The organism is Burkholderia sp. Bp9142, from assembly GCF_003853415.1.
Lineage (GTDB): Bacteria > Pseudomonadota > Gammaproteobacteria > Burkholderiales > Burkholderiaceae > Burkholderia.
Genome location: NZ_QTPP01000001.1, coordinates 328356 through 341259, shown reverse-complemented (window position 1 = coordinate 341259; position 12904 = coordinate 328356). Strand labels below are relative to the sequence as shown.

14 protein-coding genes and 1 pseudogene are annotated in these 12904 nt (G+C 67.6%); 8 read left to right on the top strand and 7 right to left on the bottom strand.

Translation table 11 applies throughout. The features are described 5' to 3' along the window. Positions 1 to 66 precede the first annotated feature (66 nt). A complete protein-coding gene (locus DIE22_RS01560) occupies positions 67 to 351 on the bottom strand; it encodes a DUF4148 domain-containing protein (RefSeq protein WP_124495905.1) in 285 nt (94 codons plus the stop codon). 210 nt (positions 352 to 561) lie between these two features. Here DIE22_RS01560 and DIE22_RS01555 point away from each other — a divergent pair, with 210 nt between their 5' ends. Next, positions 562 to 885: a hypothetical protein gene (locus DIE22_RS01555; RefSeq protein WP_260426582.1), complete on the top strand. Its 324-nt coding sequence runs from the start codon at positions 562 to 564 to the stop codon at positions 883 to 885. A gap of 204 nt (positions 886 to 1089) precedes the next feature. Here DIE22_RS01555 and DIE22_RS01550 read toward each other — a convergent pair whose 3' ends face one another. Further along, a complete protein-coding gene (locus tag DIE22_RS01550) occupies positions 1090 to 2250 on the bottom strand; it encodes a porin (RefSeq protein ID WP_124604206.1) in 1161 nt (386 codons plus the stop codon). Positions 2251 to 2491: 241 nt separating this feature from the next. On the opposite strand from DIE22_RS01550, the gene DIE22_RS01545 reads away from it, so the two are divergent. Beyond that, positions 2492 to 2842: a DUF4148 domain-containing protein gene (locus tag DIE22_RS01545; protein WP_260426581.1), complete on the top strand. Its 351-nt coding sequence runs from the start codon at positions 2492 to 2494 to the stop codon at positions 2840 to 2842. Between the two features lie 34 nt (positions 2843 to 2876). Beyond that, positions 2877 to 3371, top strand: coding sequence for a hypothetical protein (locus tag DIE22_RS01540; RefSeq protein WP_260426580.1), 495 nt, complete (start codon positions 2877 to 2879; stop codon positions 3369 to 3371). A gap of 129 nt (positions 3372 to 3500) precedes the next feature. Here DIE22_RS01540 and DIE22_RS01535 read toward each other — a convergent pair whose 3' ends face one another. Next, complete coding sequence (locus DIE22_RS01535; protein WP_124495900.1) at positions 3501 to 4796, bottom strand: O-acetylhomoserine aminocarboxypropyltransferase/cysteine synthase family protein; 1296 nt, start codon at positions 4794 to 4796, stop codon at positions 3501 to 3503. A 133-nt stretch (positions 4797 to 4929) separates the two neighbouring features. Here DIE22_RS01535 and DIE22_RS39145 point away from each other — a divergent pair. Next, positions 4930 to 5031 (top strand): annotated as a pseudogene (locus DIE22_RS39145) (methyltransferase); the annotation flags it as partial. 90 nt (positions 5032 to 5121) lie between these two features. Here DIE22_RS39145 and DIE22_RS01525 read toward each other — a convergent pair. From DIE22_RS01525 to DIE22_RS01515, 3 genes are all read right to left on the bottom strand, one after another. Then, positions 5122 to 6345: an RtcB family protein gene (locus DIE22_RS01525; protein ID WP_124495898.1), complete on the bottom strand. Its 1224-nt coding sequence runs from the start codon at positions 6343 to 6345 to the stop codon at positions 5122 to 5124. Between the two features lie 199 nt (positions 6346 to 6544). Beyond that, positions 6545 to 7306, bottom strand: coding sequence for a bifunctional 2-polyprenyl-6-hydroxyphenol methylase/3-demethylubiquinol 3-O-methyltransferase UbiG (locus DIE22_RS01520; RefSeq protein ID WP_124604204.1), 762 nt, complete (start codon positions 7304 to 7306; stop codon positions 6545 to 6547). A gap of 14 nt (positions 7307 to 7320) precedes the next feature. Further along, positions 7321 to 7947, bottom strand: a complete 627-nt coding sequence (locus DIE22_RS01515) for a LysE family translocator (protein WP_124604202.1) — start codon at positions 7945 to 7947, stop codon at positions 7321 to 7323. Between the two features lie 170 nt (positions 7948 to 8117). Between DIE22_RS01515 and DIE22_RS01510 the strand changes: the two genes are divergently transcribed. The 3 genes from DIE22_RS01510 to DIE22_RS01500 all read left to right on the top strand — a co-directional run bounded on the left by DIE22_RS01510 (position 8118) and on the right by DIE22_RS01500 (position 10563). Beyond that, complete coding sequence (locus tag DIE22_RS01510) at positions 8118 to 8918, top strand: helix-turn-helix domain-containing protein (protein WP_124495892.1); 801 nt, start codon at positions 8118 to 8120, stop codon at positions 8916 to 8918. A 126-nt stretch (positions 8919 to 9044) separates the two neighbouring features. After that, the gene (locus tag DIE22_RS01505) at positions 9045 to 9464 is read left to right on the top strand and encodes an ATP--cob(I)alamin adenosyltransferase (RefSeq protein ID WP_124495890.1); all 420 of its coding nucleotides are present in this window, start codon (positions 9045 to 9047) and stop codon (positions 9462 to 9464) included. A 97-nt stretch (positions 9465 to 9561) separates the two neighbouring features. After that, complete coding sequence (locus DIE22_RS01500; RefSeq protein ID WP_124604201.1) at positions 9562 to 10563, top strand: LysR family transcriptional regulator; 1002 nt, start codon at positions 9562 to 9564, stop codon at positions 10561 to 10563. A 204-nt stretch (positions 10564 to 10767) separates the two neighbouring features. Here DIE22_RS01500 and DIE22_RS01495 read toward each other — a convergent pair whose 3' ends face one another. After that, positions 10768 to 11676, bottom strand: coding sequence for a LysR substrate-binding domain-containing protein (locus DIE22_RS01495; RefSeq protein ID WP_124495886.1), 909 nt, complete (start codon positions 11674 to 11676; stop codon positions 10768 to 10770). 108 nt (positions 11677 to 11784) lie between these two features. On the opposite strand from DIE22_RS01495, the gene DIE22_RS01490 reads away from it, so the two are divergent. Then, positions 11785 to 12867 (top strand): tartrate dehydrogenase, encoded by a 1083-nt coding sequence (locus tag DIE22_RS01490; RefSeq protein ID WP_124495884.1) that lies wholly within the window; start codon positions 11785 to 11787, stop codon positions 12865 to 12867. Positions 12868 to 12904: the final 37 nt, after the last annotated feature.

Here is a 12904-nt window from a genome sequence, read left to right as displayed (position 1 = left end):
GCTGCGATGACGTGGCGAGCGCCACGCTGCCCGCGATCGACGGGCAGCGCACGCGCCTGGCCGGCATCAGCGGGTCGCGAGGCTGTCGTGATTGTCCGCCCGCGGTGCCTTCTCGCCGGCATGCACCGTGATCCCGTGAAGCTCCTTGTTGCGCGCGACGATCTCGCCGGTCGGCGGGTACTGCGTCTTGCTCGTCGGCACGACGCCGTCGTGCTGCGCCTGCTTCAGTTCGTTGACGACTTCGGTGCGGGTCTTGCCCTGCGTTTGCGTTTGTGCGAATGCCGCTTGCGTGGCGATGCCGAGCGACAGCGTGGCGGTGACGAACAGGGCTGCGAATTTTGCTGTTTTCATGGAGCTCTCCTTGATGAGGCCGCCGGGTGGCGATCCATGAATCCAGTATGCGAAAGCAGCCGGGCGTGACCGTGATCGCAAGATGAAAAATGCGTCAGATTGCGGGGTGGCGCGTACGACGTGCGGGTCCGGTCCGCATGACGCAATCGTCATGTTCGGGTCATCGATGCGATGAGCGGGAAACGGAACATGCGATTTGCCGATGGCGACGTGGCCGACGGCAGTCGCTTCGTTTCGCCGTGGCAGCACGGAAGGCGGGACGATCTCGTTTCCACTTTCATTCCGGACCAAACAGTGCATCGTCCCGTCATTCGCCTGTCGTTGATCGCAGTTCTGATCGTCCCGTTGTTCGCCGGTTGCGTATCGACGCGCTCCGACACCGGCGCGGCCGTGCCGGCCGCCGCGCGCGAGCCGGCGCAGGCCGACCTGATGCCCGGCGAGCAGATCGATTACGCGGGGCATCGCTGCGGCAACCCCAACCTCTACGTGAAGACACATCCGTGTGTGTTCCCGAAGCGCAACGTCATGCCCTGATCGCCGTACGCACGAAAAAAAAGCCCGGCGCTGACAGCGTCCGGGCCCAACGCGTGGTCGTGTCATGCGACAGCGATACGCTTGCGTGGATTGCAACGGGCGTCGCCCGTCACGTGTTCAATCGTAGCGATACGATCCGCCGCGAACCTGATCGGAACATGAAATTTTCGTCATGTGCGTATCCGTATGCCGCCGCTGTCTCGATCAGAAGCGATGACGCAACCCGAGATTGACGATTCCCTGCGTACGCGTGCCGCCGTAGCCATAGGAGCCGATCGACGCCTGCGCCGTTTGCGTGCCGCCTTCGCGTGTGCGCTGTTTCCCGTTCGCACGTTGCCATGCACCGACCGCGTAGAGATCGGTCCGTTTCGACAGCGCGTAATCGGCGCCGGCGGACACCTGGTGATAGGTCGCGCTCGTATCGCCGCGGGCTTTCGTATAGCTGTAGCCGACGCCGACGAGCAGGCTCGGGCTCGCCTGATAGTTGAAGAAGCCGCGTGCGGTATCGTACTTCTGCGTCGCGCGGAACGATGACATCGCATCGGCCTTGTATTGCGCGTTGCTGTAGTCGACGCCGACCGCGAATGGCGCGAAGCTGTAGCGCAGCGCGCCGCGTGCAATGCCGATCGACTTCGCCGAGATGTAGCCGCCATTGACCAGCGATCCATCGAACGTACCGTCGGACGTGCCGTTCCATCCAGTGCGGATGCCGTTGGCGAGCGGCGATTTGTTGGCCGCGTGATAGTAGCCGCCCGCGACATCGACCGGACCGTTGCTGTATGAAAGCCCGGCCGACCAGGTTTGCCCGGCGCCGCGCTTGCCGGCCACGCCGCCGAGCGCATACATGCCGACGAACTGGAATCCGGCGATCACGGGCGACGTGTACTTCACCGCGTTGTCGGTTCGCGACGACGTGTCGTAATTGTCGACGTCGCCGGGCGTTGCATAAACGCTGCCGAAGTAGAAGTCGCCGGTCACCGGCCACGCGACGTCCGCGAGCGCGTCGTACTGGCGGCCGAGCGTCAACGAACCCCAGCGCGCGCTGTCGACACCGACGAACGCCTGCCGGCCGAACATCCGGTTGCCTTGCCCGAGCGCGCCGGTATTCGGATTGAAGCCGTTCTCCAGCGTGAAGATCGCCTTCAGCCCGCCGCCGAGATCCTCCGAGCCTTTCACGCCGAAGCGGTTGCCGAGCAGGTTGCCGTTGCCCAGGCCGACGAGATTCCCGCCGTCCGCATTGGCGTTCCATACATAGGTCAGCGACGTATCGAACAGGCCGTAGAGGCTGACTTCGGACGCGTGAGCCGCATGGGCGGTCGTGAGCAGCGCACCCGACAACATGACGAGCCGAACTGGAGTTTTCATGGTGTGTCCCTGAAGTTCAAGATGATCGTTTCGTGCGCCAGTCGATGCGCCGCGCCGCGTCTTCTGTGTGCGGGCGACGAATGTCGTGAGCGCGCTGGCGATTCTGGGAACCGTTCGAATCGTGGAGGTGAGGGACAAATGAGAAGCACGTCATCGGCGTGTCATGAATGCTGAAAAGCAACGCGCATCGATTCATGCGGCGATGCGGGCCCGCCCGGAGCGATGACGAAACCGTCATCCGTTGGTCACGCTTGCGCACCGCCACCGTATCAATCTTGAGGCTCGACTCTTCGATTTCGAACAAGGAGCCAACCACATGAACATTTCTCGGCCGCTGATTTCCATCGTCGTTGCCGTGCTGTCGATCGCAGCCTTCTCGCAGTCCGTCGCTTCGCAGGCCAGGACCCGACAGGAAGTGCGCCAGGAATTGCTGCGCGCCCGCCACGACGGCATGATCCCCAGTCCGAAGCACGACTACCCGCCGAGCCCGGCCACCATCGCACGCAATCAGGACATCCATCGTTCGACGGTGCATCGCGGCGAATCGGCACCGCTCGTCGATGCGCACGACAACCGCTTCGCGATGCGTTGATCTTTTCGAGGAGGGACGGGCGATGCGCAACAGGATGAAAGCGATCGTACTGGCTGCGTGCCTGACGTCGACGGCCGCGATGGCGGCCGGCTGGCCGGAGCGTGCGCTGTCGCATGCGCCGGAGCACGACGCCGGCCGCCGCGCGAGCGAACGGATGCGCTGCGAGTTCGCGGCCGTGCCGGCAGGCGCGTGGAGCGCGACGTTCACGCGCGGGCAATGCGAGGTCGGGAACGGACAGTTGACGTTCGTGCCTGCCGATGCGGCAGCCGCGTCGGAGCGCCTTGGCGGGCAGCACATCATGCTCCGCGAGGTCCGTACCGCGTCGCATCAGTCACGCAAGCTGAAGGAGCAACTGCAACTGACCACGCGCGACGAAGTGATCGCGCTGAACGTGCTGACCGACGACGGCAGCCGCAAGTCGCGCGAACATGCGATCGACCTGTGGGCCGCGTTGCGCGACGAGGGCGTGACCCCCGTGAACGGCACACGCATCGTCGATACTTATCCGACGGCCGCGACGACGTGGTGACAGTCGTGCGTCAACCGGCCTTCACCGAGCCTTCGATCAGGAAGAACGCGATGCCGCTGGTGAAATGCTGGATGACGCTCGAGGTTTTCGGGCACGGCGCGCACCGGCGAGCCGGCGCGCCCGTTCCGGTCACAGCCGCGCGAGCGCCTGGTCGAGATCGGCGAGCAGGTCGTCGATATGCTCGATGCCGATCGACAGCCGCACCGTTTCCTCCTTCACGCCGGCCTTCGCGAGTTCGGCCGGCGACAGTTGCCGGTGCGTCGTCGAGGCCGGATGCGTGACGAGCGACTTCGTGTCGCCGATGTTGACGAGCCGCGTGAACAGCTTCAGCGCGTCCTGGAACTTCGCGCCGCCGGCGCGGCCGCCCTTCACGCCGAACGTCAGGATGCCGGGCGCGCGGCCCGACAGGTAGCGCGCGACGAGCGGATGGTCCGGGTGATCGGGCAGTCCCGCGTAGTTCACCCATTCGACGTGTTCATGGCGTGCGAGATGCCGCGCGATCTTCAAGGCGTTGTCGCTGATGCGCTCGACGCGCAGCGCGAGCGTCTCGATGCCTTGCAGGATCTGGAACGCGTTGAACGGCGAGATTGCCGCGCCCATGTTGCGCAACGGCACGACGCGCGCGCGGCCGATATACGCGGCCGGCCCGAACGCTTCGGTGTAGACGACGCCGTGATAGCTGACGTCGGGCTCGTTGAGCCGCCTGAAGCGGTCCGCATGCTGCGCCCACGGGAACTTGCCCGAATCGACGATCGCGCCGCCGAGGCTCGTGCCGTGGCCGCCGAGATACTTCGTCAGCGAGTGCACGACGATGTCCGCGCCGTGCTCGAACGGGCGCAGCAGGTACGGCGACGGCACCGTGTTGTCGACGATCAGCGGGATCCCGTGGCGATGCGCGATGTCGGCGAGCGCGGCGATGTCGGTCACGTTGCCGAGCGGGTTGCCGACCGATTCCGCGAAGATCGCCTTCGTGCGCGCGTCGATCAGCGGCTCGAACGATGCGGGGTCGCGCGGATCGGCGAAGCGCGTCGTGATCCCGTATTGCGGCAGCGTATGCGCGAACAGGTTGTAGGTGCCGCCGTACAGCGAACTGGCGGACACGATGTTGTCGCCGGCTTCCGCGATCGTCTGGATCGCGTACGTGACGGCCGCCTGGCCCGACGCCAGCGCGAGCGCGCCGATGCCGCCCTCGAGCGCGGCGATCCGCTGCTCGAGCACGTCCGTCGTCGGGTTCATGATCCGCGTGTAGATGTTGCCCTGGACCTTCAGGTCGAACAGGTCCGCGCCGTGCTGCGTGTCGTCGAATGCGTACGCAACGGTCTGGTAGATCGGCACCGCGACCGCGCGCGTGGTCGGGTCGGGGCGATAGCCGCCGTGCACGGCGATGGTTTCGAGGCGCCAGTTCGAAGAGGCCTGATCGGTCATGGGTGCTCCGTCTGTTGTTGTGATGGTCGGCCGATTATAGGAGTACGTGCGCCGCTTTCTTTAGAACGAATGGTTTGTTGCTTATGGGGGCGCGGCGCATGGAATGCATTTTCCCGCAGGCGAAAGGTGCGTGATGGATCAGGACCAGTGGAACAAGGTGGATACGTATTTCTCCGCGACGCTCGTGCCGTCCGCCGCCGCGCTCGCGGCGAGCGCCGCCGCCGGGCGGCCGGCTCGTGACGCAGAACATCGCGCGCGCGACGCCTGCGGGCATCGCGCCGTTCGTTCGTCAGCGGGCGTCGATGGCTCGACTACGTGATGCCCGCTATCCTTTCACGCACACCACCTGACGCAGCGTGTGCACCACTTCGACGAGGCTGCGCTGCGCCGCCATCACCGCATCGATGTCCTTGTAGGCCATCGGGATCTCGTCGATGACGCCCGCGTCCTTCCGGCATTCGACGCCGCGCGTCGCTCGCACCTGGTCGTCGACCGTGAAGCGGCGCTTCGCCTCGGTCCGGCTCATCGATCTGCCGGCGCCGTGACTGCACGAACAGAAGCTCTCCGGATTGCCGAGCCCGCGCACGATGAAGCTCTTCGCGCCCATCGAGCCCGGAATGATCCCGAGCTGCCCCTTCTGCGCGGACACCGCGCCCTTGCGGGTCACGAGCACGTCCTCGCCGAAGTGGCGTTCGCGCTGCACGTAGTTGTGGTGGCAGTTCACCGCGTGCTCGTCGACCGAGAACGGCTGCGCGATCACGCCGCGCGCCGCGCCGATCACCGCGTCCATCATGGCCTGCCGGTTGCGGCGCGCGTAGTCCTGCGCCCAGCCGACCGCTTCGACGTAATCGTCGAAGTGCCGGCTGCCCTCGGTGAAGTACGCGAGGTTGCGATCCGGCAGGTTCGCGATGTGCTGCCGCATGTCGGCCTGCGCGAGTTCGATGAACAGGCTGCCGATCGCGTTGCCGACGCCGCGCGAGCCGCTGTGCAGCATGAACCACACGCGCTCCGCTTCGTCGATGCACACCTCGATGAAGTGGTTGCCCGTGCCCAGCGTGCCCAGATGCGCGTAGTGGTTCGTCCTTTCCAGCTTCGGATACTTGTCGACGATCCGCTGAAAACCCGGCAGCAGCGACTTCCACGACTCGGTCACGGCGGCCGGCGTGCGATTGCCCCATGCACCCGGATCGCGGTGGCCCGGCGCGCGGCCGTGCGGCACCGCGCGTTCGATCGCGCTGCGCAGCCCGCCGAGCGAGTCCGGCAGGTCCGCTGCCGTGAGCGTCGTGCGTGCTGCCATCATCCCGCAGCCGATGTCGACGCCGACCGCGGCCGGGATGATCGCGCCCTTCGTCGGGATCACGCTGCCGATCGTCGAGCCCTTGCCGAGGTGGACGTCCGGCATCACCGCGACGTGCCTGAAAATGAACGGCATCTGCGCCGTGTTGCGCAATTGCGTGCGCGCGTCGTCCTCGACCGCGACGCCTTGCGTCCACATCTTCACCGGCTTGCCGTTCGCCAGTTCCATTACCTGAAAATCGTCGTCGGTCATTTGCTTCACCTTCGTCCGCTCCTTCATTCGTTCGGCGCGATCCTTTGACTGCATGGTGCTTCCATCTATTGTTGTCCTTTTCTTCAATAGCCGCCGGGCGACCTGCGTCGTCCGAATCGGGGTGCGACTCGATCGCGTTCAGGCTCGATTGGCAGGGCGCTCGGCGCGCTGTAGTCACGCAGGCGCGGTGCTCTACCGCTCACGCGCGGCAGATCGCGATGATCTCCGCGCTGGCCGCGTCGTCGAACGGCGCGCCTTGCCAGTCGCCGCACCAGTCCGCCGACGAGAAGCCGGCGGCCGCCACGCGCGCTTGCAGGTCGGGCTGCGCGATGAAGTGCAGCCGGCTCGCGTTCTTCACCTGCGTAGCGTCACGGTGAAAGCGGTAGACCGTGTCGAACGACACGATCGGACCGTCGACGGCAGTCACCGCGTGGTGGAGTTCGACGATGCCGAATTCTGGCGAATCGATACGGGAGGTGGACGCTTGCGGCGTCCAGCCAAGCCACGGCTCGACGCGCGGATTGCGGGTCTCGAACAGGAAGCGGCCACCGTCCGCGAGCACGCGCCGCACGCCGCGCAGCGTCGCGTGGATGGCCGCGTCGGTCAGCAGGCACTGGAACGCGTGCCCGGTCATCACGACGGCGTCGAACGGCGCGCCGCGCGGCAGGCCGTCGAGATCGCACGCGAACCAGCGTACCGCGCCGGCGCCCGGCTGGCGCCGCGCATGGTCGATCATCGCGGGCGCGGGATCGATCGCGACGACGTCGTGCCCGGCCGCGGCGAGCCGGCGCGCGAACGTGCCGGTGCCGCAGCCGAGATCGAGGATCCGTTGCCGCGCGGCGCCGATGCGCGACGCGTAGAACGCGAAGTCGCGATCACCCACGTTGAACCGGTCGTAGACCGCGACGAGGCGCGGGTCGGCATAGAGGATTTCGCCGGCAGGCGCGGCGCCGGACGTCATGCGAAACGTGCGCGTCAGCGTTGCTGTACCGCGACGCGCAGCCCGAGCGCGATGAAGATCGAGCCGATGATCTTCCCCTGCCAGCGCGTGAGCCACGCGAGCCGCTTCACGACGCGGCCGAGCGGGCGGACCGAGCAGGCGATCAGCGTCGTGTAGAGCGAGCTGAGCACGACGAAGATCAGCCCGAGCACCGCGAACTGCACGAACGTCGAGCCGCGTTCCGGATGCACGAACTGCGGCATGAACGCGAGGAAGAACAGCGCGGTCTTCGGGTTCAGCACTTCGGCGGGAATCGCCTGCAAGTACGCCTTCAGCGGCGTGACGGGCGACACCGTCGGCAGCGACGGATCGGACGGCCGGTCGAGCAGCGCGCGCACGCCGAGGTAGATCAGGTACGCAGCGCCGACCAGCTTCACGACGTTGAACGCGAGGGCCGACGTCATCAGCAGTGCCGACAGCCCGACGGCCGCGAACAGCGTATGCACGAAATCGCCGCTCGCGACGCCGAGCCCGGTCACGATGCCGGTCTTGCGGCCGCCCTGCACGGTGCGGCTCAGCACGAGCAGCACGGCGGGGCCGGGGATCAGGAACAGGCCCAGGACGACGGCCGTGAAGGTGGTCAGCGTGGTCAGGTCGAACATGGCGGCTCCGGCAAGGTGGGCGCAGCGGCGGGGGATCGACGCATTGTATTCGGATCGGCGCGCGGCTGCCGGCGCGGGCCGGGAACCGCGCAGCCGCGCCGGCGCCTTTCTGGTATAAGCACGAAAGGCCGCACGGGCATGCCGTCGGCCGCCTCCAACGCCCTTGCTCCATGCGCAACCTGCCGCCCGTGACCGATCCCGCTGCCGACGCCGACGTGTATCACGTGCCGCGTCCGCTCGTCGTGTTCGGCGGCTCGGTCGTCGAGCCCGAATGGCGGCTCGAACGGCACAGCCATCCGCAGGCGCAACTGCTGTACACGTTGAGCGGCGTCATCTATTGCGAGATCGACGGCGGCGTGTGGAGCGCGCCGCCGCACTGCACGGTATGGATCCCGGGCGGCGTCACGCATTCGGCGCGCGGCTCGGCCGGCGCGACGTTCTACGCGGTGCTGGTCGAACCCGATGCGGCGCCCGACCTGCCGACGCGCTGCTGCACGCTCGGCATGTCGCCGCTGTTGCGCGAGCTGCTGCTGAAGGCCGCGAGCTTCCCGAGCCTGTACGACGTCGACGGCCCGCAGGGCCGGCTGATGGCGACGCTGCTCGACGAGCTCGTCGCGGCGCCGGTCGAGGACCTGTACCTGCCGATGCCGGCCGATCGCCGGCTGCGCAAGCTGATCGATCACCTGCTCGACGATCCGGCCGACAAGTCGCCGCTGTCCGAACTCGCGCGCCGTGCCGGCGTCAGCGAGCGCAGCCTCACGCGGCTCGCCGCGAAGGAACTCGGCATGAGCCTCGGCGACTGGCGCCGGCGGCTGCACGTCGCGCTGTCGCTGCGGATGCTGACGGCGGGCCGCCGCGTGCACCAGATCGCGATCGATCTCGGCTACGAGAGCGCGAGCAGCTTCGTGACGATGTTCCGCAAGGCGACCGGCAAGCCTCCGACCCAATACCTGACCGACCGGCAGCGCTGAGTGCGCGATCCCGTGCCGGACCGGCGCGCACGGTTGGCCGGATCGAACAAGCGGTTGGCCGGCACGACACATGACGCGACGGACGCCGACCTCTAACATGAGAATCATTCTCATCTGGAGGTCGACATGCAGATCGTCACGACTGAATTCCCGCTGGTGTGGTTGCGTTACGCGCGTTCGCCGTCGAGCGATCCCGCGCGCTTGCTGGCCGAACTCGACGCATTGCTCGCGCGCCGCGAACGTTTCGTGTTCCTGACCGATGATGCGCCGTCCGGCGACGATCGCGATGCGCAGGATCACGAGATGCGCAAGCAGCTCGCAAAGTGGAGCAAGGCGAATCGCGCGCAATCGCGCGCATGGATTCCCGCGATGATCGCGGTCGAGCCCGACGCGCAGCGGCGCGCGGCGCTCGATGCATTCTCGGCCGCGTTCGAGAAGGTCTGGGGTTATCCGCTGAACGCGGCGGCGAATCGCGACGAGGCGCTCGCGCTGGCACGGCGGCTGCTTGCCGCACCGGCCCGCGCGAGCGCGGCCTCGCACGACTGAACCGGTCGCCGCGCCGGCGGCGCGGCTTTCTCACTGACAGGCATGCACCGCATCGTGTTCGCGAGGGGCGTCATGCCGCATTCCGCGGGAGTTTCCGGTGGACAATCCGATTCGCGCGATGCGCATCTTCACGCGCATCGTCGAGATGAACAGCTTTACGCGCGCGGCGCAGTCGCTCGGCATTTCACGCGCAACCGCGACGCGCACCGTGCAGGAACTCGAGGCGGCGCTCGGCATGCCGTTGCTGGTGCGCACGACGCGCGCGCTTCGTGCGACGCCGGAAGGCGACGCGTATTACCGGCGGTGCCAGCGCATCACCGCGGACGTCGACGAGCTCGAGGCGAGCCTGCGCAATGCGGCGCGGCATCCGAGCGGGCCGCTGCGCGTCGAGTTGCCCGGATCGGTGGCGGGCGCGATCGTGCTGCCTGCACTTGGTGCGTTCCACGCGCGTCATCCCGAGCTCGTGCTGATGCTGGGTGTGTCCGGACGCGCGGCCAACCTGATCGGCGATGCGGTCGACTGCAGCATCCGGCTTGGCGCGCTGCCCGATTCGTCGCTGGTTGCGCGAGCGCTCGGCGCACTCGAACGCGTGACCTGCGCGAGCCCTGCGTATCTCGAGCGCTGCGGCGTGCCGGGTTCGCTCGACGCGCTCGCCGGGCACCGCGCGGTCAACGGAGCGTCCGCATCGAGCCAGCGCGCGGCCGAACTCGAATTCGCGATCGACGGCGCGGTGCGCAAGATCCGGCTCGACGGGATCGTCAGCGTGGACGACGAGCGTGCGTATCTGGCCTGCGGCGTGCATGGCCTGGGGCTGATCCAGCCGCCGCGCGTCATCGCGCAGCCGCTGATCGACGCAGGGCAGTTGCGGGAAGTGCTGCCGCGTTGGCGACCGGGCGCGGTGTCCGTATCGGCCGTCTATGCGAAGCGTCGGCACGTGTCGCCGGGTGTGCGCGCGTTCGTCGACTGGATCGCGGAGCGCTTCGCGGATGCGGCTCAGAACGGGGCGGGCGTGAGCGTGCCCGGGGCAGCGCTGCGGCAGGTGGCGGCGACGGCAATCGCTGCGTGCGAGCCCGACGGCAGGCTGGCGGCAGCGGCGTGACGGCGGCGCTTCGCAAGTGCGCGCCGTCGGCAGGCGATGCAGGGGAAGTCGTCGGTGTCTTGTGAAGGTGTGCAAATATTCTGGCGATTCTTGAGCCATTTTCGCCAGGATATTGGCATTCAGCCGGCCGATGCGTCGTCAGGTAGAATCAGCCAGCGGCCCGGGTCCTGCAATGTGCGCCGGCACCCGTCCGCCCGCACCCCGTCACCCGCCCAGTTCCCCCGCGAGAAACTCCACGAACGCCCGTATGCGCGCGGACATCTGATGCCGCTGCGCATACACCGCATAAATATCCGCGCTCGGCGTCTCGTACTCGGGCAGCACGACGACGAGTCGCCCGTCGGCCAGGTAGTCGCGGATATCCCACTCGGCGCGCATCAGGATCCCGTGTCCGTCGAGCGCCCACTTCACCGCGATCTCGCCGTCGTTCGTCGTCAGGTTGCCGTTGATCCGCACGGCTTCCGTGTTGCGCGCCGCGCCGCGTCCGCTCGTCAGGCGCCAGATCCCGTAGCCTTCGTCGCCCTGCCGGATGCCGATGCAGTTGTGCCGCGTCAGCTCGTGCGGCGTGCCCGGCGTCCCGTGCCGCGCGAGATACGCGGGCGCCGCGCACAGCAGCCGGCGGTTCGCCGCGAGCCGCCGCGCGACGACGCGCGTATCGGGCGGCTCGCCGAAGCGGATGCAGACGTCGAACGCGTCGTCGGTGAGCGGCGGCGGCATCACCGACAGCTGCAACTGCACCGACACCTCCGGATAGCGCGCGACGAAGCGCGAGATCGCCGGGCCGACGTGGCTGCGCCCGAAGCCGAGCGTCGCGTTCACGCGCAACAGGCCCTTCGGGCGCTGCTTCGCGCTGCCGAGCAGTTCGCCCAGCTCGTCCATCTGATCGAGGATCCGGCGTGCGTAGTCGAGATACACGTCGCCTTCGGGCGTCAGCATCATGCGGCGCGTCGTGCGGTTGACGAGCGTCACGCCCGCGCGCCGCTCCATCTGCGTGAGCCGCTTGCTGACGGCCGCCGCGGTCAGCCCGAGTTCGCGCGCGGCCGCGCTCAGGCTGCCCGACGCGGCCAGCGTCGAGAAGAAGCCGAGATCGGCCGGCTGGACGGTATCCGCCATGACGGGATTCATGAATCAAAGTTAAAGATGCTTTGAGTCTAGCACCGGTTCCTGCACTTCCGGTTCGGTAAAGTGCCTTCACGCTCACGATCAATCGAGGATGTCAGCATGAAGACCTACCGTATCGCGACCATTCCCGGCGACGGCATCGGCAAGGAAGTGGTGCCGGCCGGCAAGCAGGTGCTGGAAGCGCTGGCTCGCGGCAGCGACCGCTTTGCGTTCGAGTTCGAGGATTTCGACTGGGGCGCCGATTACTACCGCCGGCACGGCGCGATGATGCCGGCCGACGGCCTCGACGCGCTGCGCGGCAAGGACGCGATCCTGTTCGGCTCGGCGGGCGACCCCGACGTGCCCGACCACGTGACGCTGTGGGGCCTGCGCCTGAAGATCTGCCAGGGCTTCGACCAGTACGCGAACGTGCGCCCGACGCGCATCCTGCCCGGCATCGACGCGCCGCTGAAGCGCTGCGGGCCGGACGACCTGAACTGGGTGATCGTGCGCGAGAACTCGGAGGGCGAATACGCGGGCGTCGGCGGCCGCGTGCACCAGGGTCATCCGATCGAGGCCGCGACCGACGTGTCGATCCTCACGCGTGCCGGCGTCGAACGCATCATGCGCTTCGCGTTCCGGCTCGCGCAGTCGCGTCCGCGCAAGCTGCTGACCGTCATCACGAAGAGCAACGCGCAGCGTCACGCGATGGTGATGTGGGACGAGATCGCGAGGCAGGTCGCGCAGGAATTTCCCGACGTCACGTGGGACAAGGAACTCGTCGACGCCGCGACCGCGCGCATGGTGAACCGCCCGGCGTCGCTCGACACGATCGTCGCGACGAACCTGCACGCGGACATCCTCAGCGATCTCGCCGCCGCGCTCGCCGGCAGTCTCGGCATCGCGCCGACCGGCAACATCGATCCCGAGCGCCGCTATCCGTCGATGTTCGAGCCGATCCACGGCTCCGCGTTCGACATCATGGGCAAGGGCCTCGCGAATCCGGTCGGCACGTTCTGGTCGGTCGTGATGCTGCTCGAGCATCTCGGCGAGACGCAAGCGGCCGCGCGCGTGATGCAGGCGATCGAGGCCGTGACGGCCGATCCGTCGCTGCATACGCGCGACCTCGGCGGCAGCGCGACGACCGCGCAGGTGACGGCCGCCGTCTGCGAGCGCGTCGCGAACGCGGCGGTCGCGGCCTGACGGCAACGAGGACGGTGACGGCCGCGTGCGCAGCCGT